The organism is Archangium sp., assembly GCF_036388035.1.
Lineage (GTDB): Bacteria > Myxococcota > Myxococcia > Myxococcales > Myxococcaceae > Archangium.
Genome location: NZ_DASVSO010000048.1, coordinates 1 through 21,348 on the forward strand (window position 1 = coordinate 1; position 21,348 = coordinate 21,348).

General features: G+C 69.4%; 17 protein-coding genes. 12 read left to right on the top strand and 5 right to left on the bottom strand.

Annotated features, from left to right (window positions below; translation table 11 throughout):
- Together VF697_RS02155 and VF697_RS02160 are read left to right on the top strand one after the other, a co-directional pair.
- Positions 1 to 385: methyltransferase domain-containing protein (locus VF697_RS02155; protein ID WP_331091768.1), on the top strand; the 385-nt coding region annotated here is incomplete at its 5' end.
- Positions 369 to 1,136, top strand: coding sequence for a VanW family protein (locus tag VF697_RS02160; protein ID WP_331091770.1), 768 nt, complete (start codon positions 369 to 371; stop codon positions 1,134 to 1,136). The genes VF697_RS02155 and VF697_RS02160, both read left to right, overlap by 17 nt.
- Positions 1,137 to 1,213: 77 nt before the next feature.
- Here the strand turns inward: VF697_RS02160 and VF697_RS02165 are convergent, their stop codons facing one another.
- Positions 1,214 to 2,845: a right-handed parallel beta-helix repeat-containing protein gene (locus VF697_RS02165; protein WP_331091772.1), complete on the bottom strand. Its 1,632-nt coding sequence runs from the start codon at positions 2,843 to 2,845 to the stop codon at positions 1,214 to 1,216.
- A gap of 271 nt (positions 2,846 to 3,116) precedes the next feature.
- Here VF697_RS02165 and VF697_RS02170 point away from each other — a divergent pair, with 271 nt between their 5' ends.
- The 6 genes from VF697_RS02170 to VF697_RS02195 all read left to right on the top strand — a co-directional run bounded on the left by VF697_RS02170 (position 3,117) and on the right by VF697_RS02195 (position 10,295).
- Positions 3,117 to 4,712: a SpoIID/LytB domain-containing protein gene (locus VF697_RS02170; protein WP_414641226.1), complete on the top strand. Its 1,596-nt coding sequence runs from the start codon at positions 3,117 to 3,119 to the stop codon at positions 4,710 to 4,712.
- A 117-nt stretch (positions 4,713 to 4,829) separates the two neighbouring features.
- Positions 4,830 to 6,059 carry an energy transducer TonB gene (locus VF697_RS02175; RefSeq protein WP_331091776.1) on the top strand — a complete coding sequence of 410 codons (1,230 nt, stop codon included), beginning with the start codon at positions 4,830 to 4,832 and terminating at the stop codon, positions 6,057 to 6,059.
- A gap of 6 nt (positions 6,060 to 6,065) precedes the next feature.
- Complete coding sequence (locus VF697_RS02180) at positions 6,066 to 6,980, top strand: cation diffusion facilitator family transporter (RefSeq protein ID WP_414641225.1); 915 nt, start codon at positions 6,066 to 6,068, stop codon at positions 6,978 to 6,980.
- A 110-nt stretch (positions 6,981 to 7,090) separates the two neighbouring features.
- Positions 7,091 to 7,270: a hypothetical protein gene (locus VF697_RS02185; protein ID WP_331091781.1), complete on the top strand. Its 180-nt coding sequence runs from the start codon at positions 7,091 to 7,093 to the stop codon at positions 7,268 to 7,270.
- A 66-nt stretch (positions 7,271 to 7,336) separates the two neighbouring features.
- Positions 7,337 to 9,085, top strand: coding sequence for a DUF885 domain-containing protein (locus tag VF697_RS02190; protein WP_331091783.1), 1,749 nt, complete (start codon positions 7,337 to 7,339; stop codon positions 9,083 to 9,085).
- Between the two features lie 112 nt (positions 9,086 to 9,197).
- Complete coding sequence (locus tag VF697_RS02195) at positions 9,198 to 10,295, top strand: AI-2E family transporter (RefSeq protein ID WP_331091785.1); 1,098 nt, start codon at positions 9,198 to 9,200, stop codon at positions 10,293 to 10,295.
- Between the two features lie 71 nt (positions 10,296 to 10,366).
- Here the strand turns inward: VF697_RS02195 and VF697_RS02200 are convergent, their stop codons facing one another.
- The 4 genes from VF697_RS02200 to gcvT all read right to left on the bottom strand — a co-directional run bounded on the left by VF697_RS02200 (position 10,367) and on the right by gcvT (position 18,373).
- A complete protein-coding gene (locus tag VF697_RS02200; protein WP_331091787.1) occupies positions 10,367 to 13,534 on the bottom strand; it encodes an HYR domain-containing protein in 3,168 nt (1,055 codons plus the stop codon).
- Between the two features lie 337 nt (positions 13,535 to 13,871).
- Entirely contained in the window at positions 13,872 to 16,775 is a 2,904-nt protein-coding gene (gene gcvP / locus VF697_RS02205; RefSeq protein ID WP_331091789.1) for an aminomethyl-transferring glycine dehydrogenase, read from the bottom strand.
- A gap of 78 nt (positions 16,776 to 16,853) precedes the next feature.
- Positions 16,854 to 17,243, bottom strand: a complete 390-nt coding sequence (gene gcvH / locus VF697_RS02210; RefSeq protein WP_331091791.1) for a glycine cleavage system protein GcvH — start codon at positions 17,241 to 17,243, stop codon at positions 16,854 to 16,856.
- A 44-nt stretch (positions 17,244 to 17,287) separates the two neighbouring features.
- Positions 17,288 to 18,373 carry a glycine cleavage system aminomethyltransferase GcvT gene (gene gcvT / locus VF697_RS02215; protein ID WP_331091793.1) on the bottom strand — a complete coding sequence of 362 codons (1,086 nt, stop codon included), beginning with the start codon at positions 18,371 to 18,373 and terminating at the stop codon, positions 17,288 to 17,290.
- A gap of 108 nt (positions 18,374 to 18,481) precedes the next feature.
- Between gcvT and metF the strand changes: the two genes are divergently transcribed.
- The 4 genes from metF to VF697_RS02235 form a co-directional block, all read left to right on the top strand.
- A complete protein-coding gene (metF, locus tag VF697_RS02220) occupies positions 18,482 to 19,354 on the top strand; it encodes a methylenetetrahydrofolate reductase [NAD(P)H] (RefSeq protein WP_331091795.1) in 873 nt (290 codons plus the stop codon).
- Positions 19,351 to 19,797 (top strand): hypothetical protein, encoded by a 447-nt coding sequence (locus VF697_RS02225; RefSeq protein ID WP_331091797.1) that lies wholly within the window; start codon positions 19,351 to 19,353, stop codon positions 19,795 to 19,797. Before metF ends, VF697_RS02225 begins: the two co-directional genes overlap by 4 nt.
- Before the next feature lie 173 nt (positions 19,798 to 19,970).
- A complete protein-coding gene (locus tag VF697_RS02230; protein ID WP_331091799.1) occupies positions 19,971 to 20,861 on the top strand; it encodes an alpha/beta hydrolase in 891 nt (296 codons plus the stop codon).
- Positions 20,862 to 20,981: 120 nt separating this feature from the next.
- Positions 20,982 to 21,348 (top strand): hypothetical protein (locus VF697_RS02235; protein WP_331091801.1); only part of this gene is annotated, 367 nt, incomplete at its 3' end.

The following is a 21,348-nucleotide window of genomic DNA, read 5'->3' on the forward strand; positions in this document are numbered from 1 at the left end:
CGGCAGCTACGACAGCGTCTTCTCCCTGCACTGCTTCATGCACCTGCGCCTGGAGGACATCCACCGCGTGCTGCACGAGTGCCGGCGGGTGCTGCGCCGGGGTGGGACGATGGTGTTCGACTACCCCAACGCGCTGCGCCGCCGGCTGGTGGGTCACCGGGCCACCGGGTGGCACGCGGGCACCGCGCTGGGAGCGGACGAGCTGCGCGGGCTGTGGGGTACCTCCTGGCGCCTCGTCGAGCTGCGCGGCCTCGCCCTGGCGCCCATCCACCGCCTGCCCCACGCGGTCCGCCCGGCCTTCCGTGCCGCGGAGGTGCTGCTCGGTCGGACGCCGCTGAAGCACCTCGCTTCCTACCACCTGGTGAAGCTTGAGAAGCTGGATTGACCTGCTCCGTCCGCTCGTCCCGGTGCCCGCGCGGGTGTGGGTGGCCGCCTCGCGGCGCGGGCTCCGGGACTGGCGCTCGGGCGCGCGGCGAGCGCTGGTCACCGGCTCCCCGGAGCTCGCACGGGCCGAGGCGCGGACCTGGCCGAAGCGCGTGACCGTCTCGCAGCCGCTCGGCAACGCTCCGCAGGTGGCGAGCAAGAAGCACAACCTCGCCCTGGCCATCCGCGAGCTGCGGGACGTCCGCGTGGGGCCGGAGGAGATCTTCTCGTTCTGGAGCCTGGTGGGGCAGCCCACGAAGCGCCGAGGCTTCGTCCCCGGGCGCAACCTGGTGGGCGGGCGGCTCGAGACGAGCATCGGCGGCGGGCTGTGCCAGCTCTCGGGGCTGACGTACCTGCTGGCCCTGCGCGGCGGCCTGCTCGTGCTGGAGCGGCACGCGCACTCGGTGGACATCTACACCGAGGAGACGCGCTTCGCGCCGCTGGGCTCGGATGCCACGGTGGCCTACGGCTACAAGGACCTGCGCTTCCGCAACATCCTCCCCTTCCCCATCGCCCTGCGGTTCGAGCTGGGCGAGGACACGCTCACCGGCTCGGTGTGCGCGCCCCTGCCGCTGGAGCCCTGCTCGGTGGAGTTCGCCGTCGACGAGGAGCCGGACGGCCGCCGGGTGACGACGTGGCTGCGCCGGCCGGGAGCCACCAGCCCCGAGCGTGTCGGCGTCTCCCGGTACGCCCGGCCGCCCCAGGCGGCGTGAGCCAGACATGAAAAAGCCCGGTGCGGAGGACGCTCCACACCGGGCCTTCCCTGCTTCACACCGTCAGCGGACCGCGACTAGCAGCCGGTCTCCACCGCGCCGATGTCCGGGGCACCACCGCAGTAGGGCAGGCCCACGTTGCCACCGCGATCCACGGCGGCCGAGCTCGGCCCGAAGGTCGGCGGGGCCGCGCCCGCGTCAGCCGTGGAGGAGGTGTTGTCACCCGAGGCCCGCTGGAAGCCCACCAGGTCCACCATGGAGCCGTTGGCCTTGAACTGCGCGCCCGGCGGGAAGAGGTTGTTGCCCATCTTCAGGCCCGGACGCTGACCGCCCAGGTCCACCGCCACCGCCGCCTCCGCGACGAGGTTGTTCTCCATCCGCAGGTTGCTCGTGGCACCGCCGGTGCCGTGGCCGATGATGATCGCCGCACCCGCCACGCGCGTCACGGTGTTGTTCAGCAGCACCGCGCCCTCGGAGTTCTCGAAGCGGATGCCCGTGCCCTCGCCACCCCCCGTGGTGGTGATGTCATGGATGCGGTTGCGCCGCACCACCACGCCACCCGGCACGGGACCCTCGTGGTTGCCGCCCACCGAGATGCCCTTGCCCGAGTCGTAGACCTCGTTGTCCTCGATGGTCACGTTGCGCGCGGAGTAGTGAACCACCACCGCGTCACCCTTGGCCGTGGAGCTCGGCTTGAAGCCGTGCATCTTGTTGTTGCGGATGGTGACGTTGTGGCACGTCTTGATGTCCACCGCGTTCTCACGGTTGGAGTAGAAGTGGTTGTTCTCCACCAGCAGCCCATCCGCGGGAGGCAGCGAGCTGAAGCCCTCGGGCCCCAGGCACTGCACCGAGTCACCCGAGTTGTCGTGGATGTCGTTGTTGCGCACCGTGATGTTGCGCGAGGTGGGCTGGACCACGACGCCGTGCGAGTCCTGGTTGCCACCCTTCTTCACGAAGCCGTGGATGTGGTTGTTCTCGACGATCGCGCCGTTGGCGTTGTCATACGTGGTGATGGCGGCACCGAGCGTGCCGTGGTGCAGCTCCGAGTTGGCCACCGTCGAGCCCTGCACGTTGCCCTGGAAGGTCACCGCGTAGGCGGACTGCCCCTGCAGATCCACCTCGAAACCATCCACCACCCAGTGCGGCTTGCGCACCTGGATGAGCCCGCCCGCCCCGGCACCCGGGACGATGCGCGGCTTGCCCTCGCCCTGAAGGGTGATGGGCGCGCCTTCCGAGCCCGCCTTGGCGTTGTCACCAATGACGATGCGCTCGGCGTAGGTGCCCGCCAGGACGCGGATGCCCTCACCCGGGCCGGCCACGGAGATGGCCTTGGCGATGGAGCGAAACGGCTGGGCCGCGCTCCCGTCACCCGAGTCGTTGCCGGACGGCCCCACCACCCACTCGCGCGTGAAGCGCGGCGGAGGGGGCTGGGCCGCCTGCGGGGTCACCCCGGGCTGCGGCGAGGGCTCGGCGATGGGCGAGTGCCCCTCGTGCGAGGGCAGGTTGTCCACGGGCGTGTCCGACACGGGCTGCGCACCGATGGGCGCGGGCTGTCCGGGCTTGGACGCGGACGGGGCGTTGACGCGCGGAGCATTTTCCGGGAAGCCCGGCTGGCCGTCCCCGTCCGAGGGGGAACCGGCTCCACCACAGGCCCACAGGCCCAGGCTCAGCGAGCAGGCGGCCAGGATGGCCGCTGGTGTCTTCCTCATCTTGTCTCCTTGAATGGACATGAGCAGGTGGAACCCCTGTCGGGGCCCCCGGTATTCGCCACCCCTCCTTCCTGCCTGCCTGCCCTCCAGCCAGGAGGTGGCGGTCCACTCCGTCCACGGGTAGCGTCACGGGGCTTTGCTCAAGGCCGTTCTTCCACTCCTCGCGCTCCTCCTCGCCACGTGCGCCGCCCCGCCGCGGCCCACTCCCTCCACGCCCGCGGAGCCGCTCCGCTCCGTGAGCGGCCCTCCCGCGCCGCCGGCAACGAGCCCGGTGCCCACGGCCGAGGCGACGGCGCTCTCTCCTGACGCGCTGCCGATGCCGGGCAGCCTCAAGCGCCTGGACTTCCGGGGCGGTGAGCCGCAGGTGCCCATCGGGCTGATGGAGGGCCGCCGCGAGGTGCGCTTCTCCCCCAAGGGACGGATGCGGCTGCGCTTCGGTGGAGAAGAGGAGCGGCTGTTGGAGGCTCCCGCGGGCTCGGTGTGGACGGTGCGGGTGACGGACGGCACGCCCGCCACGCTCACCGCGCGCATCCAATTGGCGGAGTTCCCCTTCGTGGACAAGGCGGGCCTCGCGGAGGTCCAGGCGCAGTGGCAGGCGCGAGGCGTGGCGGTGCGCCCCCACGTGCTGGGCTCGCTCTATGGCATCACCGGGAAGGTCATCGACAACCGGCGCTACCTGCTGCTGCTGGACGAGGCGCTGTCACCGAAGGCGGCCACCGAGCGTCAGGCGGAGCTGCTGCGCCAGTTCGGTGTGCGCACCACCCTCTTCGAGGAGGTCCTCGCCCCCTCCCGCGCCATCCTCGAGCTGAAGGACGAGGCGGGCAACGTGGTGGGGCTGGCGCAGGACATCCTCCATGTGGAGACGCTGGACGGCGCCGGCTTCGACGTGCGGCAGGTGGAGCACGACGTCGGCTACGACAACCACGGTTTCGAGGATCGGGGCTTCCGGGGCACGCTCCAGCTCTCGGTGGATCGCCACGGGACGCTCGCGGTGGTGAACGTGGTGAAGCTGGAGGAGCTGCTCAAGGGGCTGGTGCCCTCGGAGATCTACTCCCGGGCGCACCCGGAGGCGCTCAAGGCGCAGGCGGTGACGGCGCGCGGTGAGGTGCTCGCGAAGGTGGGCATCAAGCACCTGGCGGACCCGTACCTCCTGTGCTCCGAGCAGCACTGCGCGGTGTACAAGGGCCGCACGGGCGAGGCGGCCAGCACCACCGCGGCGGTGGAGGCCACGCGGGGCGAGGCGCTCTTCGCGGCGGACGGGCGGCTGGTGGACTCGGTGTACAGCGCGATGTGCGGAGGCCACACCGAGGACAACGACGTCGTCTGGGGCGGCCCGCCCAACCCGAGCCTGCGCGGCCGGCCGGACCTCATTGGCCCCACGGAGGGGCTGCCCACGCCCGCGTCCCTCTCCGAATACCTGCGCGCCGAGCTGCCGGCGGCCTGTCGTCTCTCCACCTTCGCGCGCTCGGGCAAGTACCGCTGGGAGAAGCGCTTCGGTGTGGAGCAGGTGAACGCGCTCACCGCGCCCCTGGGGGTGGGTGCGGTGCACGCGCTGAGCCTGGGGGAGCGCGGGGTGTCCGGCCGTGCCCGTACCCTCACCGTGGCGGGCGAGCGAGGCGTCACCCAGGTGCGAGGCGAGCTGAACATCCGCCGCCTGTTCGGCATGTTGAACAGCTCCATGGCCCTGCTGGAGGAGGAGCGGGACGCCGAGGGCCACCTCACCGGCTGGCGCTTCCGGGGCGGCGGTTGGGGGCACGGCGTGGGCATGTGCCAGACGGGCGCGATCGGCCGGGCGGAGGCCGGGCAGCGCTATCGGGACATCCTCCGGTTCTACTTCAATGGGGCGCAGGTCGCGCCCATCTATTGAATTACACTCCTCTTTCCCCTCGGAAGAGGGGCGGAGTGCGGGTCTCCGCGCCTCGAGGTGTCGCCCTGAAAACGTCTCGGGAGTAGTCGGCGCGCTCAGGGGTTATCATCAGCACGCGTGTCGAAGGGTCCTTTGGTTCCAGAGCAGGGGTACAAGCGCAGGCGCAGGCGGGAACACCCCGTCCGCTACCTCATCGCCTTCCTGCTCGCCCTCCTGGTGGAGGGCGCCTTCGTCGGTGTCCTCGTCCTCGTCGACCACGTCCAGCCCTCTCCCCCGCCCCGCAAGCCGCCGAGCGCGGTGGCCATCCGTCCGCTGAGCGCCCAGGACTGGGCGAAGAATCGGGGGCCGGTGCCTCGCAGCAGCGCGTCCCAGGTCACCCCCCCGGTGAAGAAGGACGAGAAGAAGCAGAAGGAGGAGGTGCCCGAGGGGCAGGTGGTGGAAGTGGCCCCGGGCAACCAGCAGAAGGCTCCGGACGCGAAGTACCTCGCCGAGCACGACAACAAGGTGGAGAAGGAGACGCGCGCGAAGGAGCAGACGCCCTTCTACCGGAACGCCGCGCCCCAGACGACGGCGCGCAAGGCGCGCGAGGGCTCGGGGACGAGCGAGGAAACGGGGCAGCTCGCGGGCAACGGTGGCCGGGGCGCGGATGATCGGCCCATGCGCGAGGGCGGCAAGAAGCCCACCTTCGAGGTGCCCGACATCAAGCAGAAGCAGGAGATCGCCCTCAAGCAGGACCCCAACGCGCGGGGCCCCGGCATGGAGGTGCACAACCGCGACGAGAGCGACGCGGTGGAGGGCAACTCCAAGCGGCTGCGCATCCAGCAAGGCAGCGGCGGGGATGACGAGGGCTCCGAGGGCCGTGCGGGTGGCCAGGGCCTGGCGAAGCTGATGCCGTCGCAGGCGGTGATGGATCAGATCGTCGGCGCGGCGCCCAACGACCATCTCAAGGACGTGGAGGAAGGGGACGGCACCTACCTCAACACCCGCGAGTGGAAGTACGCGAGCTTCTTCAACCGGGTGAAGCAGAGCGTGGGCACGCAGTGGAATCCGAACGCGTCGCTGGTTCGGAGGGATCCAACGGGCAACATCTACAGCGGGAGGGACCGCTACACGCTGCTCAACATCACCCTGGACGAGAGCGGCCGGGTGGCGGACATCAGCGTCGAGAAGAGCAGCGGGCTGGACTTCCTGGACCTGGAGGCCATCGAGTCCTTCAAGCGGGCCCAGCCCTTCCCCAACCCGCCCTCGGGCCTCTTGGAGGACGACTCCAAGGTGCGCTTCAAGTTCGGTTTCTTCATGGAGATGGGCGGAGGGCCGAAGATGCGCCTCTTCCGCCAGCCCAACTGAATTAGGGTGCGCCGCGTGGACGCCTCCCTGATCGAACGCAACCGCAAGGTTCGCACCGTGCTCGCCGCCATCCTGGCGGCCAACTGGGCCGTGGCGCTGGCCAAGGTCGCCTTCGGGTGGAGGAGCAACTCCGCCGCGGTGACCGCGGATGGCCTGCACTCCTTCATCGACGGGGGCTCCAACGTGCTCGGCCTGGTGGCCATGTCCGTGGCCTCGCGGCCGGCGGACGAGGACCACCCCTACGGCCACGGCAAGTTCGAGGCCCTGGCCTCGCTGGGCATCGGGGCGATGGTCGGCATCGGCATGCTGGAGCTGGGGCGCATGGCCTTCGACTCGCTCATGCACGACCGCCACCCCCAGGTGACGCCCCTCATGGCCGGCGTCATGGGGATCACCCTCCTCGTCAACCTGGCCGTGACGACCCTCGAGCGCCGGCAGGGCGAGAAGCTCAAGAGCCCGCTGCTGCTGGCGGACGCGCGGCACACGCTGTCGGACGTGGCCGTCACCCTGGCGGTGCTGGCGTCCCTCGGGCTGGTGTGGCTGGGCTACCCGAAGGCGGACGGCCTCGTCACGCTGGGGGTGATGGTGGTGGTGGCCCGGGTGGGCTGGGGCATCGTCAAGCAGGCGGTGGGCATCCTCTCGGACACGGCGCGGTTGGATCCGGTGAAGGTGGAGCAGCTCACCCGCTCCGTGCCGGGCGTGCTCTCGTGCCGGGACGTGCGCAGCCGGGGCATGGAGGGCACGGTGTACGTGGACCTCAAAATCGAGGTGGATCCCCAGCTCACCACGGCGCGGGCCCACGAGCTCGCCGATGCCGTGGAGGCCCACCTCCAGGCGGAGTTCCCCGAGGTGGTGGACGTGGTGGTGCACGTGGAGCCCGCGCGCGTCCCCACCGCCCTGCCGCATGCCCCCCGCCGGTGAGCCCTCGGGCCCACCCGCTCGCCTGCCCTGCCAACGTTCCCGCCGCGCCCGCTCACAAAGCGCGGCTCGCGACCCTGTCCTTCATGGAAGCCAAGAACGGGAAAGGGTTCATGCGTCTCGAAATCGCCATCTACGTCACCACCTTCGCGCTCGTCAGCACGAGCCTGCTGCTGGGCAGGAAGCGGGGCCGCGCCCCCACGAATGCGGCCGAGGCGCTCCACCCCGAGCTCGACAAGCTCGTCCGCCACACGCTCCTCTTCAACACCACGGCGCCCGTGGCGCACTGCTGAGACATGAGTTGTGGCCGGGAGATGGGTGGGCGAGGCTCCCGACCCTACCGGAGGTGTTGATTGCACGTGCCGTCTCCCCGCGCGCTCCTCGCCGCGCTGCTCGTCCTGCTGTCCGCCTGTGCCACCTCGCGCCCCGCCGTCCAGGCCGAGAGCGCCTCGCTGACTCCCGCCCAGCGCTCCCTGCGCCGCATCGTCGACGCGCACTTCGAGGAGCAGTTCCGCCGCTTCCCCCTGGCCGCCACCTCCCGGGGGCTGCACACCTTCGATGACGAGCTGGCCGGCTTTACCGCCGAGGAGCAGCTCGCCTGGGCCGACTTCCTGAAGCAGGAGCTCGCCGCCCTGCCCCAGCAGGTGGACCGCGAAGCCCTGCCTCCGCTGGACCGGGCCGACTACGACATCTTCCAGTCCAACCTGGAGGCCCGCGTCCTGGACATCGAGCAGGTGCGTGGCTGGGAGCGCAACCCGAACACGCCCCTGGGCTTCGCCTCCAGCGCCGTGTACCAGCTCATCAACCGGGACTTCGCGCCGCTGGAGCAGCGGATGCGCTCGGCGGTGGCGCGCATGTCCCGACTGCCCGAGGTGTTCACCGCGGGCAAGACGACGTTGAAGAACCCGCCCCGGCTGTGGACGGAGATCGCCCTGCAGCAGGCGGCCGGCACGCGCTCGCTCTTCGCGGAGACCCTGCCCCAGGCCTTCGCGCCGGTGAAGGACGCGGCCCTGCACGAGTCCTTCAAGAAGGAGCAGGCCCGGGTGCTGGCGGCGCTGGAGGACTACGTGCGCTTCCTGCGCGAGGAGCTGCTGCCGCGCTCCAACGGGGACTTCGCCATCGGCGAGGAGCTCTATCGGCGGAAGCTCGCGTACGAGGAGGGCGTCAGCGAGGACATCGACAGCCTGCTGGCCTGGGGGCGCGCGGAGCTGAAGCTCACGCAGGACGAGTTCCGCGAGGTGGCGCGCCGGCTCGACGCCACGAAGGCACCCATGGACGTCTACCGGGAGCTCGGCAAGGAGCACCCCACCCCGGCCGAGCTGGTCCCCACCACGCGCGCGACGCTGGAGACCATCCGCCAGTTCCTGGTGGACCAGCACATCATCACCCTTCCGAGCGAGGTGCGGGCGCTGGTGGCGGAGACGCCGAGCTTCAACCGGGCGCTCTCCTTCGCGAGCATGAGCACGCCGGGCCCCTACGAGACGCGCGCCACCGAGGCCTACTACTACGTCACCCCGCCGGACCCGACGTGGAGCGCCGAGCAGACCGAGCAGCACATGAGCTTCTACAACCGCCATGCGCTGCAACTGGTCTCCATCCATGAGGCGTACCCTGGCCACTACGTGCAGTTCCTGTGGACGAACCGGGTGGACTCGAAGGTGCGGAAGCTCATGGGCAGCGGCTCCTTCAGCGAGGGCTGGGGCCTGTACACCGAGCAGATGATGCTGGAGGCGGGCTACGGCGGGACGGGCGTGGAGGCGGACAAGCTGAAGCTCAACCAGCTCGCGCTCTACCTGCAGCGGCTGGCGCGCTACCAGGTGGGCCTGTCGCTGCACACCCGGGGCATGACGTACGAGCAGGCGGTGCGCTTCTTCGAGGAGGAGGCGTACATGACGCGCACCAACGCCGAGCGCGAGGCGCGCCGGGGCACGAGCGATCCCACCTACCTCGTGTACGCGCTGGGCAAGAAGATGCTCCTGGAGCTGCGCCAGGAGGCGAAGGCGCGCTGGGGGAAGGACTTCACCCTCCAGCGCTTCCATGACGCCGTCGTCTCCTACGGCTACCCGCCCGTGCCCGTGGTGCGCCGGCTGATGTTCGGCGAGGAGTAGCCCGGAGAGGCGGCCTGGTTGGAGTCCCGGCGAGCGGGCTCGCCCTGTTTGCCGCGGAACACGGCACGAAGCACCGTGGGAGGAGACAACGGCTCGTGCAGAGGGGGCGGCTTTGGCGGGCATCAACTCGTCGATGGGTCACCCCTCCCAGGTGACGCTCAAGACGGCCTTCACCGTGTGCTTCGCCGTCCTCTCGGTGGCGATGCTCGCGGTGCTGCTCGTGAAGGCGGAGGTGGCGCTCGTCCTCACGGGCCTGGCGGCCCTCATCGCCGTCGCGCTGGACCATGTGGTGTCCCTCATGGTGCGGCGAGCCCGGATGAAGCGGGGCTTCGCCATCGCGCTGGTGCTCACCGTGCTGCTGCTGGCACTGACGGCGGTGGCCGTGCTGGTGATTCCCGCCGCCATCACCCAGGGGCAGGAGCTGGTCCTCCAGGCTCCCGGGCTCATCGACAAGATCCGCGACTCGCGCCTCTTCCACCGCCTCGACGAGCACTTCCACATCCTGCAGCAGTTGCAGCGGCAGGGCCGGAACACCACCGAGCTGGCCTCGGGCGCCCTGCCCCCGCTGCTGCGAGCCGTCACCGGGGTGTTCAGCCTGGTGGGGGCGGCGCTCACGATCGCCTTCTTCGTGGTGTTCATGCTCGTGTTCGGCCCGGAGCTCGTCCAGCGGACGCTCGCCCAGGCCCTCCCCGAGCGCCGTGCGCGCTACCAGCGCGTGGTGAGCAAGGTGTACACCGCGACCGGGGGCTACCTGGGCGGGCTCACCTTCATCTGCTCGATCAACGCCACCCTCACCACCACCTGCCTGGCCATCCTCGGGGTGCCCTACTTCCTGCCCCTGGGCATCGCGAGCGGCTTCTCCAGCATGGTGCCGTACGCGGGGCCCTTCCTGACGGGCGGGGCCATCACCCTGCTGACGCTCGCCACGGCCGGGGGATGGAAGGCGCTGGCGGTGTTCATCTACTTCAACCTGTACGGGCAGCTCGAGGGCAACGTGCTGGCACCGCTCGTGTTCAAGCGCACGGTGCACGTCAACCCGCTGCTCACCCTCTTCGCGGTGGTCTTCTTCGCGGAGCTGGCCGGCATCATCGGCGCGGTGATCGCGGTGCCGCTGCTGGCCACCGGGCAGATCATCCTGCGTGAGCTGTTGCTCGTGCGCCGCGAGAAGCTCGGCGAGCGCGTCCCACCGCCCCCGCTGATGGACCCCTGAAAGGCGAAGGGCCCGGAACCGACTCGCGGTTCCAGGCCCCTGCCCTCCTGCTGTCTCAGCTCAACCCGGGCTCACTTGCAGATCGGGCTGCCCTCGGCGGTGCCGGGGGGGCACCCCTCGCCGACGCAGTACTTCACGCCGCTGTCCACCGCCGTGGAGCCACCGCCCTGGTCGTGCGGCACGTAGACGCGGCAGCTGCTCTCGGTGGAGGCCCCAGCGTCGTTCGTGACGGCGTAGTGGATGGTGTAGACGCGGCCATTGCCCGTGCCCTCGCGCTCGGCGCGGACCTGCACGAACGAGGTGCCCACGATGATGGACATGTCCTCGCAGGTGCGACCATCCCCGTTGCCGTTGGCATCCTCCACCTCGTCCGAGGTGACGCGCAGGACGTGGCCGTACGTCTCCAGCGGCAGCGTGTTGCCGCAGGCGTCCACGGCGGGCTCGGCGCAGTCGGCCAGCGAGATGTTGACGTACTTGTGGTTGGGCGGCCACAGCTCCAGGCCCTTGTCCGCGCCCGCGGTGGGGGCCTCGGTCGGATCCCCACCGCCCACGCTCACGAGGAACTCGCAGGTGGACAGGTTGCCGAAGGCATCCTGCGCCGAGCAGGAGACGACCGTCTCACCCGACTCGAAGTCGGAGCCGGAGGCGTGCGAGCAGCTCACGGGCACCTCGCCGCAGTTGTCCGTGGCCCAGACGTCGAAGTTGGCCGCGGTGCCGCCCGAGGTGCAGGCGTTGACCACCACCGGAGCGGTGGGGCAGCCGAGCACCGGAGGCGTGATGTCGCCGCGCACTTCCACCTGGAAGCGGCAGACGGCGGTGTTGCCGGAGCTGTCCTTGGCGTTGCAGGTGACGCCCGTCTCGCCCACCGGGAAGGTGGAGCCGGAGGCGTACGAGCAGCTCACGGGAGCCTCGCCGCAGAAGTCGGTGGCCGAGGCCGCGAAGGTGGCCGGAGCACCGGACAGCGAGCACGTCTCGAGGACCTGCGAGGCCGGGCAGTCGATGGCCGGCCTGGTGTTGTCCACCACGGTGACGTTGCCGATGCACTGAGCGCTCGCCTCACCGTCATGGGCCGTCACGGTGACGGGGTGGGTGCCCAGGCCGAAGGACGCGTCGGGTGCCTCGGTGACGGAGAGCGGCGACGGCCCGTTGTCCGGGTCGTAGCTGCCGTCGTTCACGGTGGCGCGGCCCTGGCAGGAGGCATTGGCGTTGACGGTGACATCGCGGCAGAGGGCCACCGGCGGCTGGTTCGCCGGCGTCACCACGCACGAGAGGCTGCCCGTGGCGGAGGCGCTGTTGTTGTCCTCGCGGCACTCGGTGGTGACACCCGTGCCCGTGCCGTCATCGTCCACCACGGCGAAGATGTCGGCGGTGCCGGTGAAGGAGGTGGACACGGAGACGGTGGCGATGAAGGAGCCACCCGCGGGCAGCGCGTCCGTGACGGTGGCCACGCCGAGCAGCGAGCCGCCCGAGGCCGGGTTGCCCTTGTAGAAGGCCACCTTCACGCCAGCGGCCACCGGGGCCTCGCCCTGGTTGCGCACGCGCGCGCTGAGCACGAGCGAGCCGTAACCGTCGCACGAGGTGCTCACGTCGGAGGCGACGAGGTCCGCGGCGAGGTAGGGGCTGGGGCCCGTGCCCAGGTAGCCGGCGGTGTTGGAGCGGAAGGTGTTGAGCGCGGGGATGCGCCAGTTGGTCAGCGGGTGGGAGGGGATGGTGCCGTCGTCGTTGACGTTCGTCACCGAGTAGGCGTGCTGGTTCCACAGCCGCCGCGTGTTGGCCCAGCCCTCCTTCTTGTCGTGGTACACGCGCAGGCCGTTGAAGCCCACGCCCGGGGTCGCGTGGTTGTTCTCCACCACGACGAGGTCGGCCGCGCCGTTGGCGTCCACGTCCGCGATGATGGGGTACTCGTGCGTGGTGCCCGAGCTGTGCAGCGTCTCCCAGCGCACCGCGCCCGTCACACCGTCGAAGATGCGCAGCTTCAGCTCGTCGGCGTAGATGACCTCGAGCCGGCCATCATCCTCGAAGTCGAAGGTGGTGGAGGTCGTCTTGCCGGAGCTGTAGTCCCACACGGCGTACGTCCACTTCACGTTCCCGTCGGTGCCGTAGACGGTGTAGTTCCAGTCACCCGCCAGGCCGATCTCCAGCTGCCCGTCGCCATCGAAGTCCGCGAGGTTGGGCGCGCCGCCGTGGCCGGGGTTCTCCGGGTCGTGCAGCGGCTGGTCCAGGTTGGTGATGTGCACCGGCCGGGTCCACAGGAGCGTGCAGTCGTCATCGAGCAGGCTCACCTTCGTCTGGCCCGAGACGACGATCTCACCGGCCGCGTCGCCATCGAAGTTGGCCACGGCGGAGTAGCCGCCCTCGATCTCCGCGTTGGTGCACTTGAGGGAGCCATCATGCCGGTAGACGGAGCGGCCGTTGACCACCTCCAGCTTGCCGTCCTGGTCGATGTCCACCGCGAAGGACACGGGGCCGGTGTACCGGGCGCCCTCCATGCCGCCACCGCCGGCGCCCACCCACTTCAGCGCGCCCGTGTTGCTGTAGACGCGGTTGCCGTCGAGGATCTCCACGGCGCCGTCGCCTTCCAGGTCCGTCAGCGAGGGGCCGCCCCACTCGTTGTAGTCGTACGCGTCCGGCGCCGAGCGGAACTTGAAGGCGCCGTCGTTCTCGAAGCAGATGATGCCGCGGCCGCTCTCGGGAATGCCGCAGATCTCCACGGCGCCGTCGCCGTCGATGTCACCCGCGGCGATGCTGGCGGCGGGCTTCACCCGGTGCGCCGGATCCGTCACGGCCCACAATTCCTGCCCACCGTTGCCGCTGACGGCCCGGAGCACGCCATTGGTGTTGGGGTTGTACCCGGCGGTGACCTTGGTGTTGTAGTCCTCGCCATCGAAGGTGCTGAAGACGATGTCCGGCGTGCCGTCCCGGTTCACGTCCACCACCACCGGCTGCATCATCACCTGCTTGTGCGCGGGCAGCACGGCGCTCCCGGTCCAGGCCCAGTGGAGCACCGGCTCGAAGTTGCCCGTGAAGGGCGGCTTCACCTCACAGCCAGGTGCCTCGGGGCCAGGCGCCTCGGCCGCCCCATTGACCGCCTCGTTCGAGAGCCTGGAACTGGCCCCCTGCTTCGAAGTCGCGGTGTCGCAAGCCCCCCCCGATGCCAGCGCCACCAGCGCAACGAAGAGTCGCCCATGCCCCAGACCGCGCTGCCGCGCATGAACCTGGGTGCTGCGCTTGATTCTCATGTCGCCTCTCCTCGCTTTCGGGCATGACCCGGTCTTTCAAAACCAGTCAGACAACGGCAACCAATGTACAGGTTGTCTTGGAGCCCTTGTCTCTAGAAAAAGCAGGAAGACAAATGTGTGCAACGCAATTGCAGACACAGAAGGATGGCGAGTCCAGACTTATGCGGCCCAGGTGTAGCGGCTGATCCTTCGTAGCACCGGATGTGCGAGGAGACCGCAGAGGAGGGGCCGGAGTCGGACCCCCTGAAAAGCGAAGGGCCCGGAACCGATGCGCGGTTCCGAGCCCTGGGCCGTGAAGGCTCACGAGGGAGTCACCCCGTGAGCGAGCAGGCGGGGACTACGCCACGGCGGCCTTGGAGGGCTCCGGGGTCATGTACTCCTCGATGGAGGGGCACGAGCACACGAGCTTGCGGTCGCCGAGCACGTTGTTCAGGCGGCCCACGGCCGGCCAGAACTTGTGCTCCTGCACCCAGGGCGCCGGGAAGGCGGCCTGCTCGCGCGAGTAGGGCCGGTTCCACTCCGGCGCGGTGAAGACGCGCGCGGTGTGGGGGGCGTTCTTCAGGACGTTGTTGTCCTTGGGCGCCTTGCCCTCCTCGATCTCGCGGATCTCCCCACGGATGGAGATGAGCGCGTCGCACAGCCGGTCGATCTCCGCCTTGGACTCGCTCTCCGTCGGCTCGATCATCAGCGTGCCCGACACCGGGAAGGACACGGTGGGCGCGTGGAAGCCGTAGTCCATCAACCGCTTGGCCACGTCCTCCACCTCGATGCCCGCCGTCTTCTTCAGGTGCCGCAGGTCCACGATGCACTCGTGTGCCACCCGGCCCCGCTTGCCGCGGTACAGCACCGGGTAGTGCGGCTGGAGCCGCTCGGCGATGTAGTTGGCGTTGAGGATGGCCAGCTTCGTGGCCTGGGTGAGCCCCTGCGCGCCCATCATCGCGATGTACATCCACGAGATGACCAGGATGCTGGCGCTGCCCCACGGAGCCGCCGACACGGCGCCAATCCCCTCGTTGCCACCCGTCGAGATGACCGAGTGCCGCGGGAGGAAGCGCGTCAGGTGGCTCGCCACGCAGATGGGGCCCATGCCGGGGCCGCCACCGCCGTGCGGGATGCAGAACGTCTTGTGCAGGTTGATGTGGCACACGTCCGCGCCAATCAGCGCCGGCGACGTCAGCCCCACCTGGGCGTTGAGGTTGGCCCCGTCCATGTAGACCTGCCCCCCGTGCTGGTGCACGACGGCGCAGATCTCCTTGATGTCCTCCTCGAACACGCCGTGCGTGGAGGGGTACGTCACCATCAGGGCGGCCAGCTTGTCCTTGTGCTGCTCGGCCTTGGCGCGCAGGTCCGCCACGTCGATGTTGCCGCTCTCGTCGCACTTGACGACGACGACCTGGTAGCCCGCCATCACCGCGGTGGCCGGGTTGGTGCCGTGCGCGGACGAGGGGATGAGGCACACGTCACGGTGTCCCTGGCCCCGGTGCTGCTGGTAGGCGCGGATGACGAGCAGGCCCGCGTACTCGCCCTGGCTGCCCGCGTTGGGCTGCAGCGACACGCCCGCGAAGCCGGTGATGCTCGCCAGCATCTGCTCGAGCTGATCGAAGAGCACCTTGTAGCCCTGCGCCTGGGAGCTGGGGGCGAACGGGTGCAGCTTGCCGAACTGCGGCCACGTCACCGGGATCATCTCCGCGGTGGCGTTGAGCTTCATCGTGCACGAGCCGAGCGGAATCATCGAGTGCGTGAGCGACAAGTCACGCGACTCGAGGCGGCGGATGTACCGCAGCATCTCCGTCTCGGAGTGGTAGCTGTTGAAGACCTGGTGGGTGAGGAACGGGCTGGCGCGGCGCAGGCCCTGGGGCAGCGTGCTCTGCACGTCCCTGCCCAGCTCGTCCAGCGTGAAGCCCAGGGGCTTGGCGCCGGCGAACACGGCCAGGATGGCCTCCACGTCGGACGGGCGGGTGGCCTCGTCGAGGCTCAGCCCGATGGCCCGCTCGTCGATGCGGCGGAAGTTCATCCCCTTGCCCTCGGCGGCCGCCAGGATGGTGCGGATGTGCGGAGGAGCGGCCTCGACGCGGAGCGTGTCGAAGACGTTCTCGTAGTTGGCGCCGTAGCCCAGCTTCGTCAGGCCGCGCGCCAGCAGCACGGTGAGCCCGTGCACGCGCTCGGCGATGGCCTTGAGGCCCCGGGGCCCGTGGTACACGGCGTACATGCTGGCCATGATGGCCAGCAGCACCTGCGCGGTGCAGATGTTGCTCGTGGCCTTCTCGCGGCGGATGTGCTGCTCGCGCGTCTGCAGCGCCATGCGCAGGGCACGACGGCCCTGGGCGTCCTCGGACACGCCGATGATGCGGCCCGGCATGACGCGGGTGTAGGCGTTCTTCGTGGCGAAGAAGGCCGCGTGCGGACCGCCGTAGCCCATGGGCACGCCGAAGCGCTGGGCGCTGCCCACCGCCACGTCCGCGCCGAACTCACCCGGCGGCGTCAGCAGGGTGAGCGCCAGCAGGTCCGTGGCGACGATGAAGAGCCCGCCGGCCGCGTGCACCTTCTCCCCGAAGGCACGGTAGTCGTGCACCACGCCGTCGGTGGCCGGGTACTGCACCAGCGCGCCGAAGAACTTCTTGGCCGACAGGTCCACCGTGCGGTGGTCCCCCACCACCACCTCGATGCCCAGCGGCTGGGCCCGGGTGCGCACCACGTCGATCGTCTGCGGGTGGCAGACCTCGGAGACGAAGAAGGCGCCCCCGCTCTCCTCGCCCTTGATGTGCAGGGCGAGCGCCATGGCCTCGGCGGCGGCGGTGCCCTCGTCGAGCAGGGAGGCGTTGGCCACCTCCATCCCCGTGAGGTCCATCACCATCGTCTGGTAGTTGAGCAGCGCCTCCAGGCGACCCTGGGCGATCTCCGCCTGGTAGGGCGTGTACTGGGTGTACCAGCCCGGGTTCTGCAGGATGTTGCGCAGGATGACGTTGGGAGTCTGGGTGTCGTAGTACCCCATCCCGATGAAGGACCGCAGGACCTGGTTCTTCGCCGCGATGCTCTCCAGCGCCACGAGCGCGTCGTGCTCGGACCAGGTGGCCGCCATCTTCAGCGGCTCCTTGGAGCGGATGGCAGCGGGGACCGTCTGGTCGATGAGCTCGTCGAGTGAGCCCACCCCCACGGTCTTCAGCATCCCGTGCAGTTCCTTCTCATCCGGCCCGATGTGCCGGTCGGCGAAAGACTCCTGGTATTTCCAGTTCAAGGACATAGATCAGCACTCGCAGTGCGGGTGAAACGAAAGGCCGTGTGTAACAACGGGCCCCGGCCCATTCAGACCCGCGGAGGCTCAGGAGTTCTTGAGCAGGTTCTCGTACGCGCTGGCGTCCATGAGCCCGGCCAGCTCCTTGCTGTCCGAGGGCTCGAGCTCGACGATCCACCCCGCCCCGTAGGGGTCCGAGTTGATCGTCTGGGGGCTGTCGGTGAGGGCGTCATTCACCTTCACCACCTTGCCGCTCAGCGGGGAGTAGAGGTCCGACACGGCCTTGGTGGACTCGATGACGCCGAACTGCTTGCCAGCGGTGAGCGTGGCACCCACCTTGGGCAGCTCCACGTACACCACGTCACCGAGCGCCTCCTGGGCGTGGGAGGTGACACCCACCACCACACGGTTGCCCTCGATGCGGGCCCACTCGTGCTCCTTCGTGTACTTGAGATTCGCGGGATTGTTGCCGGCCATGTCCGTGCTCCTCGGAAAGGGGGATGCTCAGGGCTTGGGGTTGCTCAGGACTTCTTCCAGAAAGGGGTCTTCACCACGACGGCGGCCACCGGGCGGCCCCGAATCTCCACCTCGAAGGTCGAGCCCTCGGCGGCCAGCTCGGTGGGCACGTAGCCGATGCCGATGGGTTTCTTCACCGAGGGGCCCATGGTGCCGCTCGTCACCTCGCCCACCCGCTGTCCGTCCTTGAGGATGGGGTAGCCGTGGCGGGGGATGCCGGAGCCGGTCAGCTCGAAGCCCACCAACTTGCGCTTCACGCCCTCGGCCTTCTGCTTCGCTAGGACGTCGCGGCCGATGAAGCCGCCCTGCTTGTCGAGCTTGCAGATCCACCCCAGCCCGGCCTCCAGGGCGGTGTGGTTGTCGTCGATGTCGTTGCCGTAGAGGGCGAACTTCATCTCCGTGCGCAGGCTGTCGCGAGCGCCCAGGCCGCAGGGTTTCACGCCGTCCCGCTCGCCCTCCTGGAGGAGCGCCTCCCACAGCTTCTCCGCCTCGCCGGGGGCGCAGTACAGCTCGAAGCCGTCCTCGCCGGTGTAGCCGGTGCGCGAGATGAGGCACTGCACGCCCGCCACCGGGCCCTCGGTGAAGCGGTAGGTGCCCACCTTCGACAGGTCCGCCGAGGTGAGCCGCTGCACCAGGGCGACGGCCTTGGGGCCCTGCACGGCGATCTGCGCGAAGTCGTCGCTGCGATCCACCGGCTTCACGCCCTGGGCGTGCGCCTGCATCCAGGCGAAATCCTTGTCCTTGTTGGACGCGTTGACGACGATGAGGATCCGCTCGGGCGAGAAGCGGTAGGCCACCACGTCGTCCACGAAGCCCCCCTGCTCATTGAGCAGGCCGGCGTAGACGGCCTGGCCGTCCGCGCACTTGGAGAGATCATTGGTGATGAGTCGGTTGGCCGTCTCGAGGGCACCGGGGCCCGAGAATTCGATCTCTCCCATGTGGGAGACGTCGAAGAGGCCGACGGCGGTGCGCACGGCCTCGTGCTCGGTGATGACGGAGCTGTACTGCACCGGCATGTCCCAGCCGACGAAGTCCACCATTCGACCACCCAGCCTGCGGTGGGCGTCGTTGAGGGGCGTACGCCGGGCCATGTTCATCTCTCCTGTAGGGGGGTTGAAAACGGCGCGGACTATAACCGCGCACCTTCTTCAATCAAGGCTCTCGGGGACTCGCCTGGGACGTTCTAGACTGGTCGCGTCATGAAGATTCGTAATCGTTTGAATCCGTCCGACCCGTGCTTCTCCTTCGAGTTCTTCCCGCCGAAGACCGACGAGGGGACGGCCAACCTGCTGAAGACGCTCTCGGACCTGGCGCCCCTGGAGCCGGGCTTCGTCTCCGTCACCTACGGAGCGGGCGGCAGTACGCGCGACCGGACGGTGGAGATCGTCAGCCGCATCAAGCGCGATACGGGCATCGAGGCCATGGCCCACCTCACCTGCGTGGGCCACACGCGCGAGGAGCTGCGCGACATGCTGCGGCGGCTGTCGGACGCGAAGGTGGAGAACGTGCTGGCGCTCCGGGGTGATCCACCCCAGGGCCAGACGACCTTCGAGCCCGTGGAAGGCGGTTTCCGTCATGCCTCCGAGTTGGTGCGCTTCATCCGGGAAGAGGATTTCAACTTCTGCCTGGGCGGGGCGTGCTATCCGGAGGGCCACGTGGAGACGGGCTCACGAAACGACGACCTGCTGCACCTGAAGCGCAAGGTGGACGCGGGCCTGGACTTCGTCATCACCCAGCTCTTCTTCGACAACGCCTTCTACTTCGACTTCGTGGAGCGGGCGCGCCGCATCGGCATCAACGTGCCCATCGTCCCGGGAATCATGCCCATCACCAACTACGAGCAGCTCCAGCGCTTCACCCGCATGTGCGGGGCCACCGTGCCCATGCGGCTGGCGCTCCAGCTCGAGCGGGTGAAGGAGCAGCCAGAGGCGCTGGTCCAGCTCGGCGTGGCGCATGCCACGGTGCAGTGCATGGAGCTGCTGTCGCGCGGCGTGCCCGGCATCCACTTCTACACGCTCAACAAGTCTCCGGCGACGCGGATGATCGTGAGCGCGCTGAGGGCCCGCACATGAGTGGACCTGGACTGAACGTCCCGCTGAATGATCCGCGGATGCCCGCGCTGCGGAGGATCCGCCCGCCCGCCTTCATGCTGCTGTGCGTGGGCGCCCTCAACCTCCTCTTCTGTCTGGGGGTGCTGGGGGCCATCGCGCTCGGCTACCAGATGCCCACCGGCGCGGATCCCGCCACCGTCCAGCAGGCCCAGCCCATCACCTGGTCGCTCATCCTCACCATCCTCGGCGCGGTGGTCTCCGGGGCCCTGAGCATCTGGGGCGCGCTCAACGCCTTCAACATGCGCGGCTGGGGACTGGTGGCGGTGGGCTCCGTCACCGCCATGTTCCCGCTCACCCCCGCCTGCTGCCTGGGCGCGCCCATCGGCGCCTGGATGCTGTGGGTGATCAACGCGCCCGAGGTGAAGAACCTCTTCACCGGCTCCGAGCCCAGCTTCCCGGGCTGACGCGCGGCCTCCCCGGCGTCGCGCGGCGCCTTCTCCACTCGCGATGAGGACCGGCCTCACGCCGGGTGTATCCGTCTGACATCGGATTACACCTGAGTTGCATAATTTCACCTGAATGCGGATTCTGCCTCTTGGAAGCGCCCCCCGACCCCCCATCCGCCAAGGGAGAGCCCTTGCAGCACCACGACGCAGACATCAACGGCATCCGGATGCACTACGTGACGCATGGCACGGGTGAACCCATCCTCTTCCTGCACGGCTTCCCCGAGTACTGGGGCGTCTGGAAGAAGCACCTCGCGGAGTTGGGCAAGGACTACCGGGTCATCGCCCCGGACCTGCGCGGCTACAACCTGAGCTCGAAGCCCCAGGAGGTCGAGCAGTACCACATCGATCTGCTGGTGCGGGACGTGCTCGGGCTGGTGGAGCACCTCGGGCTGAAGAAGCTCACCCTGGTCTGCCAGGACTGGGGCGCGCTGCTGGGCTGGAGCTTCCTGCTGCGCCACCCCGAGTACGTGTGCCGCTTCGTCACCATCAACATCACGCACCCCGTCCTGTTCAACCGGGAGCTGCGGGAGAATCCCCGGCAGCAGCAGGCCAGCCAGTACATGCTGGCGTTCCGCACCCCCCAGGCCGAGACGATGATCACGGCCGACGACTTCGCGTGGCCGAAGAACGCGGTGATTGGCAGCTACAAGGCCAACGGCGCGAAGTTCTCGGACGAGGATGTCGACGAGTGGGTGCGCGCCTGGAAGCAGCCGGGCGCCATCACCTGCGCGCTCAACTACTACCGGGCGGCGAAGATGGGCCCGCCCGACGGCCAGGGGAACCCGGGCGGCAGCAACCTCCTGGAGGGCCTGAAGCCCGAACAGTTCCAGGTGCGAATCCCCGTGCTCTTCATCCACGGTGAGCAGGACTTCTACCTGCTGGCGGACGGGCACCGTGGCCTGGAGGAGTACGTGCCAGACCTCACCTTCCGGCGCATTCCCGACGGAGCCCACGGCGTCGCCATGGAGCGGCCAGAGCTCGTCACCCGCTACATCCGCGAGTTCCTGCGCAGCCGGTAGCGCGGAGCACGCCCCGGGCCCGGCGGCCGTCATGCGTCGGGCCTGGGCAGGCGGAGCCGTCCGGGATATGAGGCGCCGCGACTTCCTGGTACTCCCCTCCCAGAGGAGGAACGCACCGCCGTGTTGACGAGGGAGGACCGTCGCGATCTGGGCTGGGTCGGCCTGCTGGTGGCCGTGTACGGCCTCGCCTTCGCACCGGTACTCCACGCTGTCTTCGGCCATGGTGGAGCACCCCCCTCCCCCACCCGCGTCGTCCAGGGCTGGGTGACGCACCAGCGGGCCGACGCCCAGGAGCCCCCGCCTCCCGAGTTCCCCGCTCCGCACGACGAGAGCAGGCCCCACCCACACGATCCGGCCGGCGAGCACGGGCACGGGGGCACACCCGCTGGCCACACGCACGGCGCTGGCAGCGTCGAGCACCTCCACGCGGTGGCGCTGCCCTCGGCGGCCCTGCCCCGCGTGCTGGTCTCCTGGCTCGAAGCGGGCC